The following is a 20936-nucleotide window of genomic DNA, read 5'->3' as shown; positions in this document are numbered from 1 at the left end:
CCCCTAAAATTTCAAGACATGGGTCGCAACCAAAGGTCCTCCCTCCATTGCACCCATGCAGGGTGGGATTATGCAAATTGATGTATTAATTAAATTCTAATTCCACTTAAACAAAGAGGCATAGACTTTATCCCTCGAAAGTTAAGCATAGGCCACCATGCTGCCGGGGCTTAAGCGACCGACCTTTGCAAGATGAAGCCAAGCACCGCCGGACTGTCATCCGCTCAAGCCAAAACAGAAAATCGGCTTTTCATTGGATTTTCGCCGCCCGTCCCCATATAAACCGGGATATGAGCAAGCATGACACCCGCGATTTTGTGAAAATGCACGGCCTCGGCAATGACTTTGTCATTTTCGATGGTCGCGAGGATGGATTTCGTCCGTCTCCCCGACAGGCGGCCCGCGTCGCGGACCGCCATTTCGGCGTTGGCTGCGATCAGGTCATCACCCTTGAGCCTTCGAGCACAGCCGACCTTTTCATGCGCATCCAGAACCCCGACGGCAGCGAATCGGGGGCCTGCGGCAACGCGACCCGCTGTGTCGCAGCGCTGGTGCTTGACGAAACCGGCGGCGATCAGCTGGTGATCGAGACCTTGGCCGGGCTGCTTGCCTGCACCCGCCTGCCCGATGGCCGCGTCACCGTCGACATGGGGGTGCCGCGCCTTGACTGGACGGAAATCCCGCTCGCCCGCGCCATGGACAGTGGCGATATCGATCTGCAGCTCGCAGATAAAGCCGGCCATCAACTGGTGGCCCCGGTCGGCGTCAATATGGGCAATCCCCATGCAGTGTTTTTCGTGGCCGACGCCGAAGCCATTGATCTCCCTGACATCGGCCCCCGTGTTGAGCATAACCCGCTGTTTCCGGAACGCGTCAATGTCAGCGTCGCCTCCCTCATGAGCCGCGCCAAGGACCATACTCGCATCCGGGTCCGGGTGTGGGAACGCGGGGCGGGCATCACTCTTGCCTGTGGTTCCGCCTCCTGCGCCGTGATTGTGGCCGCCACCCGGCGCGGACTTGCCGACGGCCGGGCCACCATCGTCATGGACGGCGGGGAGCTTGAGCTTCAGTGGCGGGAAGACGATACTCATGTACTGATGACCGGTCCCACCGCCCTTGTGTTCCGTGGGGCCTTCCCGTTGGGTGACACCCTATGACCATGCCTGCCCCGAAAGTCGTGACCTTTGGCTGCCGCCTCAATACCTATGAGTCGGCGGTGATGGAGAAACACGCGACCGCTGCGGGGCTTGATGACGCCATCATCTTCAACACCTGCGCCGTCACTGCCGAGGCCACTCGTCAGGCCCGGCAGGCGATCCGCAAGGCCCGGCGCGAAAACCCGGCGGCCAGAATCATTGTCACCGGCTGCGCCGCTCAGACCGAACCCGAAATCTTCGCCGCCATGACCGAAGTCGATCAGGTCATCGGCAACACGGAAAAGCTCGACGCCAAAAGCTACATGGCCTTTGGCATGGGCGAAAGCGAACGCGTCATCGTCAATGACATCATGTCGGTGACCGAAACCGCAAGCCATCTGGTGGACGGCTTCGGCGACCGCGCCCGCGCCTTCGTGCAGGTCCAGAACGGCTGCAACCACCGCTGCACCTTCTGCATCATCCCGTTCGGCCGTGGCAATTCGCGCAGCGTCCCCATGGGCGAAGTGGTGCGCGAAGTGCAGGCCCTGGTCGCCCGCGGCTATCGCGAAGTGGTGCTGTCGGGCGTCGATATCACCTCCTTCGGGGCCGATCTGCCGGGCACGCCGACCTTGGGTACGCTCTGCCGCAAGATCCTCGACCTCGTGCCAGATCTGCCGCGCCTTCGCCTCTCCTCCATCGATTCGATCGAGGTCGAACCGGCGCTGATGGATCTCATCATCCATGAGCCGCGCCTGATGCCGCATCTGCATCTCAGTCTGCAGGCCGGGGACAATATGATCCTGAAGCGCATGAAGCGCCGCCACAACCGCGAGCAGGCCATAGAATTCTGCCAGACCGTCAAGGCGGCCCGGCCTGAAATTGCCTTCGGCGCCGACATCATCGCCGGGTTCCCGACCGAGACCGAGCACATGTTCGCCCAAAGCCTCGCCCTCGTGACCGAATGTGACCTCACCTATCTCCATGTGTTCCCCTATTCCGAACGCCATGGCACACCGGCCGCCAAAATGCCGCAGGTGGAGAAAGCCGTCCGCAAGGAACGCGCGGCCCGGCTGCGCGCCCTGGGCGATCAGCAGCTGGATCGCTTTCTGGACCGCGAGATCGGCAGGCTGGCTCATGTGCTGATCGAACGCGCCGATCCGGACGGCACCGTCATCGGCCATGCCGCCAATTTCGCCCCGGTTAAAATCGCCGCCGACCTTGCACCGGGCACACTTATCAGCGCCCGCCTCACCTCCCGCGCGGGCACGACGCTCCTTGGGACAATCGAGACACTGAATGACTGACAGCACGCCTGAAAAACGCTCCTGGCTGCAACGCCTCAAAGCGGGCCTGAGCCGTTCCAAAACCGTGATTTCCGAAGGACTGACCGGCATCTTCACCAAGCGCAAGCTTGATGACGCTATGCTTGAGGAGCTTGAAGACCTGCTGATCACCGCCGATCTCGGTGTCGCCATGGCGTCGCGCGTCACCGCCCATCTGGCGAAAACCCGCTATGACAAGGATATTTCACCCGGCGAAGTGCAGGATGTGCTGGCCCGCGAAGTCACCGCCATTCTCGAACCGCTGGCCCGGCCGCTGGTGATCGACAGCGCCAACCGCCCACATGTGATCCTGATGGTCGGCGTCAACGGATCGGGCAAGACCACCACCATCGGCAAGCTCGCCCGTCAGTTCAAGGATCAGGGCAAGCGTGTCATGCTGGCCGCGGGCGACACCTTCCGGGCCGCCGCCATTGAACAATTGCAGATCTGGGGCACCCGCACCGGCGTGCCCGTCATCGCCTCCAAAGTCGGCGGCGATGCGGCGGGCCTCGCCTATGAAGCGCTTGAGGCCGCCCAAAAAGACCAGATCGATGTGCTGCTGATCGACACCGCAGGCCGGCTCCAGAACAAATCAGGGCTGATGGACGAACTGGCCAAACTGGTGCGCGTCATCCGCAAGCTTGACCCCACGGCGCCCCATGATGTCATTCTGGTGCTCGACGCCACCACCGGCCAGAATGCGCTCAATCAGACCCAGGTCTTCCGTGACGTCGCCGATGTTTCAGGCATAGTCATGACCAAGCTCGACGGCACCGCCAAGGGTGGCGTTCTCGTGGCTTTGGGTGAAAAATTCGGCCTGCCCATCCATGCCATCGGCGTCGGCGAAAGCGTTGAGGATCTGCATCCTTTCGCACCCGAAACATTTGCCCGCGCACTCGTCGGCATCGAGGACATGTAACCATGCAGGCACTCATCAAACTGTTGATCGAACTCGGCCCGCTGGTGACCTTTTTCGCGGTCAACAGCAAATTCGGCATTTTCGCCGGGACCGCCGCCTTCATGGTGGCGACCCTCATCGCCATGATCGCCGCCCGCCTCACCGCCGGCCGCATTCCGGTCATGCTCTGGGTGTCAGGCGCGGTGGTTCTGATCTTTGGCGGCGCCACGCTGATTTTCGAGAATGAGCTTTTTATCAAGCTGAAGCCGACCATTCTTTATGCCCTGTTCAGCGGCGCGCTGTTTTTCGGCCTGTGGACCCGCAAGCCCTATCTCAAGATCGTCATGGGAAGCTCATTCCCGACCCTGAGCGATGAAGGCTGGGCCCTCATGACCCGCCGCTGGGCCTGGTTTTTCCTGACCATGGCAGGCTTGAACGAAGTGGTCTGGCGTCTGACTTCGACGGAGACCTGGATCACCTCCAAGATTGTCCTGTTCCTGCCCTTGAGCTTCGTCTTCGCCATGCTGCAATTGCCGCTCATCCAGCGCCACACCCCGGCGGACGACAGCGACAAACCGGCTGAATAACAGTTGTCATTGCCGGCAATCACAGTGGGATATCTTTAAACCTGCGCAAGATTGGCAAAGGGGAGGAATAACCTCCGTGTCCCGCACAGACTCCCGCCCATTCAGCGCATACGCTCCCGGCAATTGGGTAAGCCCGGAAAATAAACCAAACAACTGCAGTTTAGACGCGGAGATCGACGAGCTGTCCGAGTCGCCGGAACTGTGGCGCGGTGCCACTGGCACTGTCAGGGGCGGCGAACGGAACTTCCCGGCTGACGCTGCCGCGTTGCGTTGTATCGACTGTCTGGGACTGCCCCGCCGCCCGGATATCGGCTGCACGTTTAACGGCCTGCTGACGCAGATTGCCATCCGACAGCGCCCGGCGGACCAGCTCATCCTTCGAACCAATCTGATTTTGATTCTGCCCGGCACGCTTGCGCACATCCGCCTGTGACGGCAGATTGGAGAGAGCTGTGAAAAGCGAACTGTCCGGTGTGATTTTCATAAGCGCCAGAGTCTGATCGAGATGCCCAGACTATGACGACAGCCTCGTTAACGAGCGGTAAATATCGCCAAGAATTTTCACAAAAATCAGGGCTTTGCCAGATTTTCGGCCTCGGCGGCAAAGTCCGCCATCAACGCCTTATCCCCGGCCTTTTCAGCAATCGCCCGCCCGCGTGCAAGCGCCACCTGGGCCTTCGCCGGTTCCCCGAGCACGCGCCAGGCGCGGCCGAGCCGCAACCATCCCCCCGCATCATCGGGGGCCGCTTCGAGCTTGGCGGCAAGCCCTTCGACCATGCCCCTGATCTGCTGCGTCTGTTGGTCAGCGGGCAGCGCCGCGATGGCGGATGCCGCGCTTGATTTGCCCTGCGCCGCCTGCGCCTCGGCAATTTTTTCGGCAATCTGGCCACGCCATTCGGCCCCTTCCGGAGCCTCATCAAGCAATTTCTGCCACAGCGCCTCAGCCTCGGCCGGTCTGTTGTCCTGCAAAAGCGCAAGGCCGGTGTAATAGCGCAGCGCCGGATGGCTCGGGTCCAAAGCATCCGCCTGTGTGAGCGCAAGCCGCGCCGCCGGGCTCACCTGCCCCTGCCCCATAAAAATGAGGCTTTCGGCATAGAGCACGCGCAGATCAACATTCTCGGGCCGCGTCCGCACGCCGCGTTCAAGGGCCGCCGCATAATCGGCCCCGCGCCCGACCGACAGGGCCGCCCGACGCAAATGCTCCCACCCTTCCATGGCATCCGGGTTTGTATCCAGATAAGCAATCAGGCGATCAAGCAGCGCATTCAAGGTCGGCTCACCCGCCGCCGTGCCCTTAAGCTCCATCGCGCCCGCGACCTCAGCCGGATGATCCGGCAGTTCCGGATGACCGAGCCAGAGATAGAGCCCGAACGCACCCGCCACCGCCGTCACCGCCGCACCGGCCAGAAGGCCTTTGCCGCCCGCATTCGGCACCACAGCCGTCTCATTCAAGCGCAAAATCCGCCGCTCGATCTCAAGCCGGGCCGCTTGCGCCGCCTCGGGCGTGAGCAAGCCGCGTTTCGTTTCCATCTCAAGCTCAGCAAGCTGGCGGCCATAGACCGTGAGCCGATCAGCCTCGGCCACAGCCCGCGGCCGCCGCCACAAGGGCAAGGTCGCAAGCCCGAGCGCGAGCAACGCCATCAGGGCAAAAACCCCCCACATCATGGCCGAACTCATGATTTCTCCTCCGGCCCGTCTGACAGCAGATCGCGCAAGCGTGCTTCTTCCTCGCGGCTCAAGGGCGGGGGCGGCGCGCGCCTTATGCGCGTGCGGCGATAAATGGCGATGCCACCCCCGACCATGATCAAAAACGGCGCCAGCCACAGCGCCAGCATGCGGCCATTAAATGGCGGCCGCAGCAAGACCCAGTCGCCATAACGCGCGGTCAGGTAAGACTTCACCCCCGCCACATCGTCGCCCGCCGCCACCCGCTCGCGCACGATGGCGCGAAGATCGCGGGCGAGATCGGCGTCCGAATCCTCAATCGACTGGTTCTGACAAACGAGACAGCGGACATCCTTCATGATGTCGCGCGCCGCCGATTCCTGCGCCGGGTCGGGCAGCACCTGTTCGTCAACGCCGACGGCCAACGCCGCCGTTGCCCAAAGCGCAAAGCCTGCCATCAGGATCAGTCGCTTCATGACGTCTTGGCCTTTTCAATCGCAGGCATGATCTTGTCGGCGATATCCTGTTCCATGATCGGCCCCACATGACGGTAAACAATGCGGCCGTCCCCGGCGACGATAAAGGTCTCCGGCACGCCATAGACGCCCCAATCGATACCGACCCGGCCGCTCCGATCATCGCCGATGCTGCGGAATGGATTGCCAAGCGGCGTGAGGAAATTGCGCACGGCCTCGGCCCGGTCCTTATAGGCGATGGCGTAAATCGGCACGCCGGTTTTCTCCAGAGCCATCAATTGCGGATGCTCGACCCGGCAGGGCACGCACCAGGAGGCAAAGACATTGACGATGCTGACCTGCCCGGTCTTAAGGTCAGCGCTAGACAGGCCCTTTTGCGCACCTTCGAACGGCGGCAGGGAGAATTCCGGCACGCTTTTGCCAACCAGAACCGACGGCACCTCGGCCGGTTTGAGAAACAGCCCGACAAACAACGCCATCGCCACAGCTACAAATACCAGAAGCGGCACCAGAAACTTGAACCGCATGTCAGAGCCCCTCCGCCGGTTGCGCACGTCGTGCGGGCGCACCAATGCGATAACGGCGATCGGTCAGCGACACCATACCGCCGAACGCCATCAGCAAGGCCCCGATCCAGATCCAGCCCTGCATCGGTTTGACATAAATACGCACCGACCAGGTACCCGGAGCCGACGCCGCACCGATCACCGCATAAAGATCGCCGATCAAGGTCGGGTAAATGGCCGCCTCGGTGGTGATCATGGGCGGATTGACGAAGGCCCGCGACTGCGGCCGAAGTTTGGTGATGGCGCGGCCGTTGCGGGTCACATCAAAGCGCCCTTCAACGGCGGTGTAATTCGGCCCCGGCACCGGCGCGACTTCGGTCAGTTTGAACTCATACCCGGCAAGTGTGATGCTGTCGCCCACATGAAGGACCGCAAGCTTTTCCTGCTGCCAGCTGGTGACCGCCGTGATGCCCAGCACCAGCACACCAAGCCCGAGATGCGCAAAGGTCATGCCCCACTGGGAGCGCGGCAGCCGGATCATGCGGCGGAGGATCCCGCCGCCCGCAAACATGCGGATGCGGATGATCACATCCGTAAGCGCCGCCGCGATCAGCCACAGCCCAAGCACAAGACCAAGCACCCCAAGCGCCGACAGCCCGCCGATTGCCACCGCAATAGCCAGCACCGCCACAATAGCGATCCCGGCCGCGAGATACAGCCGCTGAAACGCCCCCGGCACATCGGCCCGTTTCCAACTGAGCAAAGGCCCGATTCCGAGCGCCGCGATCAGGGGAACCATCAGCGGGATGAACACCGCATTGAAATAGGGCGGCCCGACGGTGCCCTTGGTATCGGTCACCACATCCAGAAACAGCGGATAGAGCGTGCCCACCAGCACCGTGGCCGCCGCCGTCGACAACAGCAGATTATTGAGCACGAGCGCGCCTTCGCGGCTCAAGGGTTCGAACAGCCCACCCGGCGCAAGAGTTCCAGCGCGGGCGGCATAAAGCGCAAGGCTGCCGCCGACCACGATCACGAGGAACACCAGAATAAACACGCCACGCGCCGGATCGCTCGCAAAAGCATGAACCGAGGTGATGACGCCCGAGCGCACAATAAAGGTGCCCAGAAGACTGAGCGAGAAGGTGACGATGGCGAGCAAAATGGTCCAGCTTTTCAGGCTGTCGCGCTTTTCGACCACGATGGCCGAATGCAGCAACGCCGTGCCCGCAAGCCAGGGCATGAAGGAGGCGTTCTCAACCGGATCCCAGAACCACCAGCCGCCCCAACCAAGCTCGTAATAGGCCCACCAGGAGCCAAGGGCGATGCCGATGGTCAGGAAAACCCAGGCCGCAAGCGTCCAGGGCCGCACCCAGCGCGCCCAGGCCGGGTCCACCCGGCCTTCGATCAGCGCGGCAATGGCGAAGGAAAAGGCGATCGAAAAACCCACATAACCAAGATAAAGAAACGGCGGATGAAAGGCGAGGCCTGGGTCCTGCAACAGCGGATTGAGGCCATTGCCCTCAGGCGGCACCGGAAACAGGCGCTCAAAGGGATTGGAGGTGAGCGCCATGAACAGCAAAAAGCCGAAGGCGATCATCGCCTGCACGCTCAGCACCCGCGCCCGGAACGCCGCCGGAAGCCGCCGCCCGAACAAGGCCACCGCAGCCCCGAACAACGCAAGGATCAGCGCCCACAGCAACAGCGAGCCCTCGTGATTGCCCCAGACGCCCGCCACCTTGTACAGCATCGGCTTCGCGGTATGGGAATTGGTCGCCACCACCATCAGCGAAAAATCCGACCGCACATAGGCCAGCGTCAGCATGGCAAAGGCCACCGCCACAAAGAAGAACTGGCCAAAGGCCAAAGGCCGCGCGAGCGCAATCAACCGCTCATTGCCGCGCGCGGCGCCATAAAGCGGCAGACTCGCCTGCAAGGCGCTCAGCACCAAAGCCAGCAACAGCGCAAATTGTCCGATTTCAGCCGTCATGGAGTGACTTCGCCTTCTTTCCAGCGCCCGGCCTTCTTCAAGGCGTCCGCCACTTCGGGCGGCATGTATTTTTCATCATGTTTGGCAAGAACTTCCGAGGCGATGAACTGCCCGTGATCATCAAGCCTGCCTTCAGCGACAATGCCCTGGCCCTCGCGGAACAGATCCGGCAGATGCCCGGTATAGCGCACGGTCAGCAGTTCGGCTCCGTCACTGACGGCGAATTCCGTAGTCTTGCCGCCTTCGAGTTTCTTGACCGAGCCGCCTTCGACCAGACCGCCAATGCGAAAATTGCGCTCGGTCAGGTTCAAGGCCGGATCGCTTTTGCGCGCCGCCACTTCGCTCGGGCTGTAGAAAAACACCACCGTGTCGCGCATGGCCGACAACACCAGCGCCACCGCCACCCCAAGAGCCAGCACCGCCAGAGCCACAATGGTCATGCGTTTGCGTTTGGCCAGCGCCTGTCTACTGAGCGCCATGCCCACTCTCCTTATGGCGCCGATGCGGGGCCTTACGACGCCGATGCGGGGCCGCCTGCCTGAGCGCCTCAAGCCGGGATGCCGACGCACGCAGACTGCACCAACTCAGACCCGCAAGTCCGCCAACGATCAAAAGCGCCGCACCATAGCTGCCCCAGACATAAAAACCATAGCCGCCCATGGCAAAAAAATCGCTCATAGAGCCTCCTCCGCCCGTTCGGCCCGGGCCCGCGCTGCGGCTTCAAGCGCGCGAATCTTGGCCAGATTGAGCTCGGCCCGCATGCGCCACAGCTGCATGGTCACGAAATAGGCGTTGAACGCCAGAAACATCAGGAACAGCGGGATCAGCATGCTTGTGTCGATGGTCGGCTTGCCCATTTTGAACACGCTCGCCGGTTGATGCAGCGTATTCCACCAGTCGACCGAGAATTTGATGATCGGAATATTGACCATGCCGACAATGGCCAGAATAGCCGCCGACCGCGCCGCCGTTACCGGATTATCAATAGCGTCCCACAGCGCGATATAGCCAAGATAAATGAAAAACAGCACAAGGAACGAGGTCAGCCGCGCGTCCCACACCCACCAGGTGCCCCACATGGGCTCGCCCCAGAACATGCCGGTCAGCAGTGCCAGCGCCGTGAACCCGGCCCCGATCGGCGCCGCAGCGCGCGCCGCCACATCGGCCAGCGGATGCTTCCAGATCAGGCTGGTGATACTGGCCCCGGCGATCACCATATAGGTGAAAAGCGCCATCCAGGCCGCTGGCACATGCAGATACATGATGCGCACGGTATCGCCCTGCTGATAATCCGCAGGCGAGGCGAAAAGGGCAAAATAGAGACCGGCCACGAATAAAATCACGGTCAAGCCGCCTGCCCAAGGCAGGATCGCTTGAGCCAAACGCTGGAACTCGGCCGGGTTGGCGTATTTATACATACCGTCGCTCAAAAACCTAGATGTGGCGCATCATAAGGCTGCGGGCGCAAAAGTCACTCCAAATTGACTTTCAAGGCCGCCGCCGCCGCCCACAACCCGAACACCAATGAAAAGATTGAACAAGCCGCGAGCAACATCAAATGCGGCTGAGGGTCAAACCCGTTGCGCGCCGCCTCGGTCGCCGCCACGGCGAAGATCAGAATCGGGATATTGAGCGGCAGGACAATCAGCGCAATCAGCACCCCCGCCCGCCGCAACCCGACCGTAAGCGCCGCCCCCACAGCCCCGATGGCGCTCAAGCCCGGAGTGCCGATCAGCATGCTCAGCATCAAAACCGGATAAGCCGCCGGTTCAAGATTAAGCATCATGGCAAGGAACGGCGCGATCAGAATAAGCGGCAGAGCGGTCGACAACCAATGGGCCAGACATTTGGCCCCGACCACCAGACTCAAGGGCTCGGGCAACAACACCAGCCCCTCAAGACTGCCGTCCTCGTAATCAGCCGCGAACAGCCGGTCGAGCGACAACAGGCAGGCGAGCAGCGCCGCAACCCATAAAACACCGGGGGCGATTCGGGCGAGCATCCCGGGCTCCGGCCCGACCCCGAACGGAAACAAGGTCACGGTGATGACGAAAAAGGCCAAGGCGAGATAGGCCCCGCCGCCCTGGGCCCAGGCGAGCCGCATATCGCGACGCACAATCTTCAGGGCGACGCTCATAGCTCCTCATCCCAATATTGCGGCGCAAACTGCCCGAGATCGAGCCGCGCCGCCTCCGGCAGCCCAAGGTCCTGATGGGTCGCCGTCAAAATCATGCCGCCCGCCCGCAGATGATCGGCCATAAGCCCGGCCAACAATGCACGCGCCGCCGTATCGAGCCCCACCGTTGGCTCATCCAGCAACCAGAGCGATACCGGAGCCAGAAACAACCGCGCCAGCGCCGCCCGCCGTTGCTGCCCCGACGACAGCACCCGGGCGGCAAGATCCGCCTGCGGCTCAAGCCGGACCGTAGCCAAAGCCCGCCGCACGGCCCCAGCGGGATCGGAAACGCCGTAAAGCTCGGCCCAGATAGTCAGATTGTCGGCAAGGGTCAGCATGGGTTTGAGCGCCAGGGCATGACCCACATAGCGGAGATCGGCCTTATGCCCATCGAGATCGTCCGCAAGCGCCACCCCATTCCGCGTCAGCGTCCCGGCCGCAGGCTCAGCGAGCCCGGCCACCAGACGCAGCAGAGAGGATTTGCCACTTCCATTCGGACCATGAAGAACAAGAGCCGCGCCGGACTCAAGGGCAAAACTCAGCCCTTCGAACACCCGCCGCCCCCCCCGCTCGCAGGCGAGTCGGTCACCTTCAATTCTGCCCGTCACCGATGACCCCTTCTACCGCCTCAACTCGCATCCCGTCATGTGCCCAAGCTTCACCGGGTATGATAGACTTTTCCACGCCTCATGACTTAGCATCCGTCGCCTGCCAGCGAAAGTCCCGACTTTCCCCCTTTTCCCTTGGCAAAGCGGGGGATTTCGGGCATTACACCGCAGTATGCGCGCGCGCGCTTTCCGCGCCTTCCACGTCTCGCAGGCAGCGCGCCGTCAATAACAAGGACCCCCCTCGCAGAAGGAGACAGACCAGTGTCCACCGTCGGATCGGATAGCCTCAAAACCCGCCGTGAGCTTCAGGTAAATGGCAAGCCCTACGCCTATTACAGCCTTGAAGCCGCCGCTCAACAGCTAGGCGATATTTCCCGCCTGCCATTCTCGCTCAAGGTTTTGCTTGAAAACCTGTTGCGTCACGAGGACGGAGATACGGTCACCCGCGATGATATTCAGGCCCTTGTGGACTGGCAGAAGACCGGCCGCTCCGACCGTGAAATCAATTACCGTCCGGCCCGCGTGCTGATGCAGGACTTCACCGGCGTCCCCGCCGTGGTCGACCTTGCCGCCATGCGCGATGCCGTGAAGAAACTCGGTGGCGATGCCCAGAAGATCAACCCGCTGGCCCCTGTCGATCTCGTGATCGACCATTCGGTCATGGTTGATAAATTTGGCACCACGCTCGCGTTCAAGGAAAACGTTGACCTTGAAATGGAACGCAATGGCGAGCGCTATCAGTTCCTGCGCTGGGGTCAGGGCGCGTTTGACAATTTCAGCGCCGTCCCGCCAGGAACCGGCATCTGCCATCAGGTGAACCTTGAATATCTGGCCCAGTGCGTCTGGACTGCGACCGTCGATGGCGTCGAAGTGGCCTATCCCGACACCTGCGTCGGCACCGACAGCCACACCACCATGATCAACGGTCTCGCCGTTCTCGGCTGGGGCGTCGGCGGCATCGAAGCCGAAGCGGCCATGCTGGGCCAGCCGGTGTCTATGCTCATTCCGGAAGTGGTCGGCTTCAAGCTGACCGGCAAGCTGAAGGAAGGCACGACCGCAACCGATCTCGTGCTCACCGTCACCGAAATGCTGCGTAAAAAGGGCGTGGTCGGCAAATTCGTCGAATTCTACGGTCCTGGCCTCGACCAACTCTCGCTCGCCGACATGGCGACCATCGCCAACATGGCTCCGGAATATGGCGCTACCTGCGGCTTCTTCCCGATTTCAGCGGAAACCCTGAAATATCTCAAGCTTTCGGGCCGCGCCGATGACCGCATCGCACTGGTGGAGGCTTATGCCAAGACCCAAGGCCTGTGGCGCGACGCCAACACCCCGGATCCGATCTTCACCGACAGCCTCGGCCTCGACATCACCAGCGTTGAGCCGTCGCTTGCCGGTCCGAAGCGTCCGCAGGATCGCGTTTCCCTGTCGCACGCTGCCCCGGAATTTGTCGGCCATCTGCAGAACAGCTATGGCAAGGGTGCGGAAATCGACCGTCGGGTTGCCGTCAAGGACCGCAACTTCCAGATCGGCCATGGCGACGTGGTGATCGCCGCCATCACCAGCTGCACCAACACTTCGAACCCGAGCGTGATGCTGGCCGCCGGTCTCGTTGCCCGCAACGCGGTCAAAAAGGGTCTCAAGGTAAAGCCCTGGGTCAAGACCTCGCTCGCGCCAGGGTCGCAAGTGGTCACCGACTATCTGGCCAAAGCCGGGCTTCAGGCTGATCTCGACGCCATCGGCTTCAACCTTGTGGGTTATGGCTGCACAACCTGCATCGGAAACTCCGGCCCGCTTGCCCCGGAAATCTCCGAAGCCATCAACAGCAACGATCTTGTGGCTGCGGGCGTGCTTTCGGGCAACCGCAACTTTGAAGGCCGCGTGTCCCCGGACGTCAAGGCGAACTATCTCGCCTCGCCGCCGCTCGTGGTCGCCTATGCCATCGCCGGCTCCATGCAGATCGACATCACCAAGGATCCGCTCGGTCAGGATCAGGACGGCAATCCGGTCTATCTGAAAGACATCTGGCCCTCGAACGCCGAAGTCCAGGAAACGGTCGCAAGCGCTGTCACCCGCCCGATGTTCATCGAACGCTATGCCGAAGTGTTCAAGGGCACCGAAGCCTGGCAGGCCATCGAGGTCAAGGAAGGCGAGACCTATGACTGGGATCCGGAGTCGACCTATATCCAGCATCCGCCCTATTTCGAGGGCATGACCAAAACCATCGACAAAATCTCCAACATCACCGGCGCGCGTCCGCTCGCCATCCTCGGAGATTCCATCACGACCGACCATATTTCTCCGGCCGGTTCGTTCAAGGCCAACACCCCGGCCGGTCAGTATCTGATCTCGAAGGGCGTTGACCCCAAGGACTTCAATGGTTACGGCGCACGTCGCGGCAACCATCAGGTCATGATGCGCGGCACCTTCGCCAACATCCGTCTCCGCAACCAGATGGCTCCGGGCACCGAAGGCGGCGTGACCAAGTTCCAGCCGACCGGCGCCGAGATGTCCATCTATGACGCCGCCATGGCCTATAAAGACGCCGGCACCCCGCTTGTCGTGGTTGGTGGCAAGGAATATGGCACCGGCTCGTCACGCGACTGGGCGGCCAAGGGCACGTTCCTTCTTGGCGTCAAGGCGGTCATCACCGAAAGCTTCGAGCGTATTCACCGCTCGAACCTCGTCGGCATGGGCGTCTTGCCGCTCACCTTCAAGGACGGTGAAAATGCCCTGACTCTGGGTCTCACGGGTGAGGAAATTTTCGACATCACCGGCATCGATGGCAATATTCTGCCGCGTCAGGATATCGAAGTGACCATCACTTATAAAGACGGGACGAAAAAGACCATCACCACGCTCTGCCGCATCGATACGGCGAATGAAGTGGAGTACTACCGTAACGGTGGAATTCTCCACTTTGTGTTGCGTGGTCTTGCGGCCTGATCTACGAACACTTACTCTTGAAATTGGCAGGCGTCGGCTTTTGAGCCGACGCCTTTCTATTATTTACACTTCTCACCAAGCTGTGATTGGTACGCCGCTGAGTAAATGGAGTAGGGTTTTAGTATGTTCTGTAAGACCAGATTCGTCATTCCGTACTACCTCCTCATCGTCTCCTGTCTGACGACCCTCGCCGTCGGCTCAAACAGCAGTTGGGCCGCCGGCGAGGGGAAATCTTTCCCTGTAATTTCCTCTCCGATCACCGTTGTTGAACTGTTTACAAGTCAGGGCTGCAGCGCCTGTCCTCCGGCTGACAAATTGTTGGCTGAGATGGTCAACCAACCGGGCATCCTGCCGCTCAGCTGGTCGATTGATTATTGGGACTATCTTGGCTGGCGCGATACCTTCGGCAAGCCCGAGCATACCGAACGCCAACGCAACTATAACCGCAAGTTGGGATTGAGCGGCGTCTATACCCCGCAGGTCATCGTTCAAGGCACGGTCGAAGCCATCGGCTCCCGTCGCGAAGATGTGATCAATCTGGTGACCAGCCAGCAAAGTCTCAAAACCAGCGAAACCTACCCCATCAAATTCCATTTCAAGGGCAATCGCCTGACGGTGTCCCTTGGCAAGGCCAAGTTGCCGGAAACGGCCAGCGTCTGGCTCGTGGGCTTTGCCCGGGAACGCACGGTGCTGGTGGAGCGTGGGGAAAACAAAGGCCAGATGCTCAGCTATCACAATGTGGTGCTGACAAGCGGCAAGCTTGGCGAATGGACCGGCAAAAAGGCAAATTTCTCAGCTGATGTCGTCACCTTGCGCGCCGCCGACGCCGACGGCATCGCCGTGCTGGTGCAATATGACGATAGCGGCCTCATCATCGCCGCTGCAGAACATCCGCTGCGGCCGCTCGCGCTCGATGCTCATATCGACGCGCCGCTCGAAGTCAGCCGGCGTTAATCACCGGCGGCAGCACCAGCCCGGCTATGGCCTTGGCCGTGACCGAGGCCATCACCCCAAGCGACAGAAAAAACACCGGCATGGCCATAATATAGGCGGCCACCGCCCCATAGCCTGTCACCTGAGCGGCAAGCCAGAGCGCCGCAATTCCAGGTCCAAGGGAAAGTCCGAGCAAGGCCAGAAGCCACAGGCTTTTCCCCTGCGACCAGCGCCACACATCGCGCGCCCGCACATCGGACCGCCCGGCAGCCAACGCCGCATAATAAACATAAAAGCGCACCAGAAGCGGCGAAGCCAGCAACGCCGCAAGCGGCATGGCCATGGACACGGCAGCACCCGTCGCCGCCTGATTACCCAATTGCCCGCTCACCGCAAGCGAGCCCGCCGCCAGCACAAAAGTCGGCGGCAACAGAATAGCCGTCCCGGCTAGCACGACCATGACAATCCGCAACACCACAGTGGCCACCACCCGCCCGCCGCGACGGAAACTGCGCGCCGGATGGGCCCGAACCTCAGCCAGAGTGAGCGCATCAGCGCCAGCAGGGGTCACGCCCGCAGCAAGTGAAAAACGGAACCAGTCGATAACAAACAGCGTCAAAATAGCACTGGCCAGAAGATCAAGAAGAGTGGGCCCGCCGTCTTGCGCTGGCAACAAGGCTCCCAAAGCCTTGACGAATAACCACAGGAGCGCGGGCAAGGCGGCCAGACGGACAAACTCACGGCGATCCCGGAACACAGCGCCCCAGCCTTTTGCAAGCACTCTATGAATTGACAACCATCGCATGACAACCCGCCTCAAGCTTCCGTTAATCAAAAATTAACGCAAGGGTCATGCCAACAATTCAACAACTTGATATACAGCTCAGAAGACCTTGAGGCGCCCGGCTCAAAACATCTTTGTGTCAAACAGCCCTTACAGTCCGGCGGTGAAACGTTCCAGTCTGGCACAGAAATTGTCATTACCGGGCTTGACCTGGCAATCCATGCCTCCTCCAACCGAACGGCGGAAAAATGGATTGCCAGGTCAAGCCCGGCAATGACAATGTGTTTGTGGAGCCCTTACCCGAACGTCACCGCGAGTGATGACGGTGAGATCGGAAGCGTTTCCGGCTTGATCCAACAACAGACACGGCGGCACTTGTCCGCATCTTTCTGTCAGGCACAGGGCAGACGCTCCAACCGCAACCCCCAATTGTCATTACCGGGCTTGACCCAGTAATCCATGCCCCCTCCAACCGAGCGCTGGCAAAATGGATTGCCGGGTCAAGCCCGGCAATGACAATGTATAACATGTGGGGACCCTAACCGAACGCCCGGGCCATGACTGCGGTCAGGCGGCGGGTGAAGTCGGTCGGGTCGGGCAGTGTTTCGCCTTCAAGGATGCGAGCCTGATCCAGCAACAGATGCCCCGCGTCTTCGAGCGCATCCAAGGCACCATCCTGTTTGGCCCGTGCGGCAAGCGCCCGGATCAACGGATGCTCCGGGTTGAGTTCCAGAATGCGCGGGTTCATGTTGCCGAGCTGCTTGTTCTGTTGCAACAGCCGCGCGATATGCATATCCATGTCGCCGTCGTCCGCCACCAGACAAACCGGGCTTTCCTTCAGCCGGTCGGTGCTGCGCACATCTTTAACCACGTCTTTCAGATGGTCCTTCAATGCCGCAATCAGCTCCGTCATCCCGGCCGGTGCCGGATCGGATTTTTTCTCGTCCGCGCCCTTGATGCCTGCAAGATCCGAACCGCCGCGGGTCACCGACTTGATCGGTTTGCCGGCGAAATCATTGACGCCGGTGAGCCAGAAATCATCGACGGGATCGACCATCAACAGCACTTCGACGCCTTTGGCGCGGAAGCCTTCAAGATGCGGGCTGCGTCGCGCCGCCTCGAGGTTGTCGGCGGTCAGCACGTAAATCGCTGTCTGATCGGGCTTCATGCGCGCCACATACTGGTCTAACGTGACCCAGCCGCTCTCGGTCGTGGAATGGAAGCGGGCGAGTTTCAGAATCTGATCGCGGCGCTCGAAATCCTCGTAAATGCCTTCCTTGATCACCGCGCCGAAACTGTCCCAGATGGCATTGAAGCCGTCCGGATCCGACAGCGCCTTTTTCTCAAACTCGCTGATCACGCGATTGGTGACGGCCTTTTGCATCTTGGCCAGCACCGGATTGTTCTGCAGCATCTCGCGGCTGATGTTGAGCGGCAGATCTTCTGAATCAATCACCCCGCGCAGGAACCGCAGATAGGGCGGCAGCATGGTTTCGCAATCGTCGGCGATGAAAACGCGCTTGACGAACAGTTTGACCCGCGACTTGCGCGCCGGATCGAACAGATCGAACGGCTGCCGCGTCGGCACATATAACAGCACATTATATTCAAGCGTGCCCTCGGCACGGTAATGCAGCGTCATGGCCGGATCGTCCATGGCATGGGCCACATGATGGTAAAATTCTTTATACTGCTGTTCAGTGATATCGGATTTCGCCCGCGTCCAGAGCGCCGCGCCGGTGTTCACCTGACTCGCATCGGACTCCCCGGCATTGGTGCTGAGAATGATCGGCACCGCCACATGATCTGAATAGGTCTTGATGATGGTGCGCAGCCGGACCTCTTCCAGAAACTCGGTAGCGTCTTCCTTGATATGAAGAACAATGCTGGTGCCGCGATGATCGCGAGCGCCGGGACGGAGGGTGAATTCCCCGGTACCGGCCGATTCCCAGATCCAGGTCTCCTCCGCACCCGCGCGGCGGCTCGTCACCTCGACCCGGTCGGCGACCATGAACACCGAATAAAATCCGACCCCGAACTGGCCGATAAGATTAACGTCCTTGCGCTCATCGCCGGACAGTTCCTGCATGAAGGCCGAGGTGCCCGAACGCGCGATGGTGCCGAGATTATCGATCAGCTCCTGATGGGTCATGCCAATGCCGTTGTCGGCGATGGTCAGGGTGCGCGCCGTGGCGTCGGCAGTGACCGTGATGGCAAAATCCTTGTTCCCCGGCTCCAGAAGCTCGGAGTCTGTAAGGGCAGCATAGCGCAGCTTGTCACAGGCATCCGAGGCGTTCGAAATGATCTCGCGCAGGAAGATTTCCCGCTCGGAATAGACGGAATGAACCATGAGGTGCAGAAGCCGCGCCACTTCTGCCTGAAAACCATGATGCTCAAGCGTATCCGTTTGCGTCATAGCGATACTCGTTTCTGGAATTGAAAATCAAGGACACAGGTCAATCCCATATGGGTCTTCCCGCGCAATCGTCAAGCCGTAACCGCCTCTTTGTAAGCAGAAATATGAAACGGCAAAAGCGACCGGCCTCAAAAGAAGCCAGCCTGCCAAGATTAAGAAACGAGGGGAGAGTTCTGAAAGAAGAAGCCCGGTTGCCGTCCGAGGAATGGGGGGGGAGGGGGGCAATTCCCCGAAGCGGCAACCGAACTAACCGTATTAAGGAGGTTTTCAGTATCTTAAGATTGCCCCCTCATTGCGGCGGCAGTGGGCCCTGAATCAGACCTTTTTGCGGCAAACCCGAGGTATTCTAAGGGCAAGCACGAAAATTCTCGCAATAGGAGAAATAGGCACATCCTATTTCTGGAATGCAGTCGGAGACAGCTTGCGCCAAGCCGGAGAGAGGCGCAAAATAAGCCATGTTCCTTGCCGCCACGAGGTGCCATGACCGACAGTACCGTCGCCATATTCCCAGGCTCCCTGCCGTCCCACAAGCAGGATACGGTCTATTTTGACCGCGAAGAACTGTCTCGCATTCTTGGTCTTTACGGGCGGATGGTCGCGGCGGGAGAATGGCGTGATTATGCCATCGACATGAACCGCGAGATCGCCGTGTTCTCGATCTTTCGCCGCACCAGTGAGGTCCCGCTCTATCGCATTGTCAAATCGCCGAAACTCGCGCAGAAGCAAGGCGCTTACACGATTTATGGCCTTGGCGGCCAGATCCTCAAACGTGGCCACGAGCTTGAGGCTGCGCTCCGCATTCTGGAACGCAAACTGATCAAGGCCATAGAGGGCTAAGACGGGGGACTAAGACAGAAGGTTAAGATTAAGGTTAAGCTCCAGGCCCCGGGCTGGTCCCCGCGGCGTCGGGACCAGCACCGTGTCTTGCGGCACCCCGGCTTGGGATTGCGGGTAATCGGCGGTGAAATGGAGGCCGCGGCTTTCCTTCCGGGCCATGGCCGCACGCACCATGAGATCGGCCACAACCACGAGATTGCGCAGTTCCAGCAGATCCTTGGTGACCCGGAAATTGGTATAATAATCGCGAATTTCCGACGCGAGCAGCTCGACCCGGTGATGCGCCCGCTCCAACCGTTTGTCGGTGCGCACGATGCCCACATAATCCCACATGAACTGGCGCAGCTCTTTCCAGTTATGGGCCACCACCACTTCCTCGTCCGAATCGGTCACCCGGCTTTCATCCCAAAGATTGACGGCAGGCGGAACCGGCACGTCATCAATGGTCGCCTCGATATGACGGGCGGCGGCGGCGGCGAACACAAAACATTCCAGAAGCGAATTGGAGGCCAGCCGGTTGGCGCCATGAAGCCCGGTATGGGTCACCTCCCCCACGGCATAAAGACCGGTAAGGTCGGTGCGCGCCTCAAGATCGGTCATCACTCCGCCGCAGGTGTAATGGGCCGCAGGCACCACCGGAATCGGTTCCTTGGTGATATCGATCCCAAGTTGCAGGCAGCGATTATAGATGGTCGGGAAATGGCCCATGATAAAATCGGCCGACTGATGCGTGATATCGAGATAGACGCATTCTGATCCCAGGCGCTTCATTTCATGGTCGATGGCGCGGGCGACGATATCGCGCGGCGCGAGATCGGCCCGCTTGTCGAAGCGCTGCATGAAATAGCTGCCGTCCGGCAACATGAGCCGCGCTCCCTCGCCTCGCAACGCCTCGGATATCAGGAACGTGCGCTCCTCGGGGTGATAGAGGCAGGTCGGGTGGAACTGGTTGAATTCCATATTGGCCACCCGGCACCCCGCACGCCAGGCGAGTGCAATGCCGTCTCCGGTCGAGCCGTCAGGGTTGGTGGCATAGAGATAGACCCGGCTTGCCCCGCCGGTGGCCAGCACGGTGGCACGAGTACGAATGAGCTCCACCCGGTCGGCATGCTCATCATAGACATAAGCGCCGATACAGCGCCGCGCCGCGCCAGTCCCATGGGTGACGAGATCGACCGCCATGTGATTTTCAAAAAGATGGATATTCGGATGCGTCCGCGCCCGCGCCTCCAGGGTCAGCTGGACCGCGCGGCCGGTGGCATCAGCAGCATGGACAATGCGGCGATGACTGTGACCGCCCTCCATGGTCAGGTGATATTCGTCCGGATGCGGGGCCTCCCGATGGCTGAAGGGCACCCCTTCGCCGGTCAGCCATTCGATGGCGGCACGCCCGCCTTCAGCCACGAAGCGCACGGTCTTTTCGTTACAAAGCCCGGCTCCGGCGATCAGCGTATCCTGAACATGCGATTCGACCGTATCCTTGTCATGGAGCACGGCGGCAATCCCGCCCTGGGCCCAAAGCGTCGATCCGGTGCTGATGGAGCCCTTGGAAATGACGGCAATGCGCACCGTGTCGGCAAGTTTGAGCGCGAGCGACAGTCCCGCCGCCCCGCTGCCGATCACCAGCACGTCGAACTCAAGCCCCTGATCCATGGC

General features: G+C 60.8%; 20 protein-coding genes. 7 read left to right on the top strand and 13 right to left on the bottom strand.

The genetic code is table 11. From position 1 onward, the window contains the following. Positions 1-290: 290 nt before the first annotated feature. The 4 genes from dapF to NYP16_RS01930 are packed head-to-tail and all read left to right on the top strand — an operon-like array spanning position 291 to position 3943. Positions 291-1157, top strand: a complete 867-nt coding sequence (dapF, locus tag NYP16_RS01945) for a diaminopimelate epimerase (protein WP_274942425.1) — start codon at positions 291-293, stop codon at positions 1155-1157. Continuing rightward, positions 1154-2440, top strand: a complete 1287-nt coding sequence (gene mtaB, locus NYP16_RS01940) for a tRNA (N(6)-L-threonylcarbamoyladenosine(37)-C(2))-methylthiotransferase MtaB (protein ID WP_274942424.1) — start codon at positions 1154-1156, stop codon at positions 2438-2440. Before dapF ends, mtaB begins: the two co-directional genes overlap by 4 nt. Next, positions 2433-3377 (top strand): signal recognition particle-docking protein FtsY, encoded by a 945-nt coding sequence (ftsY, locus tag NYP16_RS01935; protein ID WP_274942423.1) that lies wholly within the window; start codon positions 2433-2435, stop codon positions 3375-3377. The genes mtaB and ftsY overlap by 8 nt, the downstream gene beginning before the upstream one ends. A 2-nt stretch (positions 3378-3379) precedes the next feature. Continuing rightward, complete coding sequence (locus NYP16_RS01930) at positions 3380-3943, top strand: septation protein A (protein WP_274942422.1); 564 nt, start codon at positions 3380-3382, stop codon at positions 3941-3943. A 160-nt stretch (positions 3944-4103) separates the two neighbouring features. On the opposite strand, the gene NYP16_RS01925 is transcribed toward NYP16_RS01930, so the two are convergent. From NYP16_RS01925 to ccmA, 10 genes are all read right to left on the bottom strand, one after another. Beyond that, positions 4104-4427 (bottom strand): hypothetical protein, encoded by a 324-nt coding sequence (locus NYP16_RS01925; protein WP_274942421.1) that lies wholly within the window; start codon positions 4425-4427, stop codon positions 4104-4106. Between the two features lie 86 nt (positions 4428-4513). Next, positions 4514-5620 carry a c-type cytochrome biogenesis protein CcmI gene (gene ccmI, locus NYP16_RS01920; protein WP_274942420.1) on the bottom strand — a complete coding sequence of 369 codons (1107 nt, stop codon included), beginning with the start codon at positions 5618-5620 and terminating at the stop codon, positions 4514-4516. Beyond that, positions 5617-6084 carry a cytochrome c-type biogenesis protein gene (locus tag NYP16_RS01915; RefSeq protein WP_274942419.1) on the bottom strand — a complete coding sequence of 156 codons (468 nt, stop codon included), beginning with the start codon at positions 6082-6084 and terminating at the stop codon, positions 5617-5619. The genes ccmI and NYP16_RS01915 overlap by 4 nt, the downstream gene beginning before the upstream one ends. Next, positions 6081-6611, bottom strand: a complete 531-nt coding sequence (locus NYP16_RS01910; RefSeq protein ID WP_274942418.1) for a DsbE family thiol:disulfide interchange protein — start codon at positions 6609-6611, stop codon at positions 6081-6083. Before NYP16_RS01910 ends, NYP16_RS01915 begins: the two co-directional genes overlap by 4 nt. A gap of 1 nt (position 6612) precedes the next feature. Then, on the bottom strand, positions 6613-8580 hold the full coding sequence (locus NYP16_RS01905) for a heme lyase CcmF/NrfE family subunit (RefSeq protein WP_274942417.1): 1968 nt from the start codon (positions 8578-8580) through the stop codon (positions 6613-6615). After that, entirely contained in the window at positions 8577-9059 is a 483-nt protein-coding gene (ccmE, locus tag NYP16_RS01900; RefSeq protein WP_274942416.1) for a cytochrome c maturation protein CcmE, read from the bottom strand. Before ccmE ends, NYP16_RS01905 begins: the two co-directional genes overlap by 4 nt. Beyond that, complete coding sequence (ccmD, locus tag NYP16_RS01895) at positions 9046-9258, bottom strand: heme exporter protein CcmD (RefSeq protein WP_274942415.1); 213 nt, start codon at positions 9256-9258, stop codon at positions 9046-9048. The genes ccmE and ccmD overlap by 14 nt, the downstream gene beginning before the upstream one ends. Next, a complete protein-coding gene (locus NYP16_RS01890; protein ID WP_274942414.1) occupies positions 9255-9998 on the bottom strand; it encodes a heme ABC transporter permease in 744 nt (247 codons plus the stop codon). The genes ccmD and NYP16_RS01890 overlap by 4 nt, the downstream gene beginning before the upstream one ends. A 53-nt stretch (positions 9999-10051) precedes the next feature. Beyond that, positions 10052-10717, bottom strand: coding sequence for a heme exporter protein CcmB (gene ccmB, locus NYP16_RS01885; RefSeq protein WP_274942413.1), 666 nt, complete (start codon positions 10715-10717; stop codon positions 10052-10054). Beyond that, positions 10714-11364, bottom strand: a complete 651-nt coding sequence (gene ccmA, locus NYP16_RS01880; RefSeq protein WP_274942412.1) for a heme ABC exporter ATP-binding protein CcmA — start codon at positions 11362-11364, stop codon at positions 10714-10716. Before ccmA ends, ccmB begins: the two co-directional genes overlap by 4 nt. Before the next feature lie 261 nt (positions 11365-11625). Here ccmA and acnA point away from each other — a divergent pair, with 261 nt between their 5' ends. Together acnA and NYP16_RS01870 are read left to right on the top strand one after the other, a co-directional pair. Next, positions 11626-14310: an aconitate hydratase AcnA gene (gene acnA / locus NYP16_RS01875; protein ID WP_274942411.1), complete on the top strand. Its 2685-nt coding sequence runs from the start codon at positions 11626-11628 to the stop codon at positions 14308-14310. A gap of 123 nt (positions 14311-14433) precedes the next feature. Beyond that, positions 14434-15264: a DUF1223 domain-containing protein gene (locus NYP16_RS01870; protein ID WP_274942410.1), complete on the top strand. Its 831-nt coding sequence runs from the start codon at positions 14434-14436 to the stop codon at positions 15262-15264. Here NYP16_RS01870 and NYP16_RS01865 read toward each other — a convergent pair. Both NYP16_RS01865 and htpG read right to left on the bottom strand, forming a co-directional pair. Continuing rightward, positions 15251-16048, bottom strand: a complete 798-nt coding sequence (locus tag NYP16_RS01865; protein WP_274942409.1) for a hypothetical protein — start codon at positions 16046-16048, stop codon at positions 15251-15253. The genes NYP16_RS01870 and NYP16_RS01865 overlap by 14 nt on opposite strands. Before the next feature lie 517 nt (positions 16049-16565). After that, positions 16566-18443, bottom strand: a complete 1878-nt coding sequence (gene htpG / locus NYP16_RS01860; protein WP_274942408.1) for a molecular chaperone HtpG — start codon at positions 18441-18443, stop codon at positions 16566-16568. A gap of 480 nt (positions 18444-18923) precedes the next feature. Here htpG and NYP16_RS01855 point away from each other — a divergent pair, with 480 nt between their 5' ends. Then, positions 18924-19280: a DUF2794 domain-containing protein gene (locus NYP16_RS01855; protein WP_274942407.1), complete on the top strand. Its 357-nt coding sequence runs from the start codon at positions 18924-18926 to the stop codon at positions 19278-19280. A gap of 9 nt (positions 19281-19289) precedes the next feature. On the opposite strand, the gene nadB is transcribed toward NYP16_RS01855, so the two are convergent. Beyond that, positions 19290-20933, bottom strand: coding sequence for an L-aspartate oxidase (gene nadB / locus NYP16_RS01850; RefSeq protein ID WP_346742448.1), 1644 nt, complete (start codon positions 20931-20933; stop codon positions 19290-19292). Between the last annotated feature and the right edge of the window lie 3 nt (positions 20934-20936).

The sequence above is a fragment of the Govania unica genome (assembly GCF_027920805.1).
GTDB lineage: Bacteria > Pseudomonadota > Alphaproteobacteria > Sphingomonadales > Govanellaceae > Govanella > Govanella unica.
Note: the sequence above shows the minus strand (reverse complement) of the source record. Positions and strands in the feature narration are given on the sequence as shown.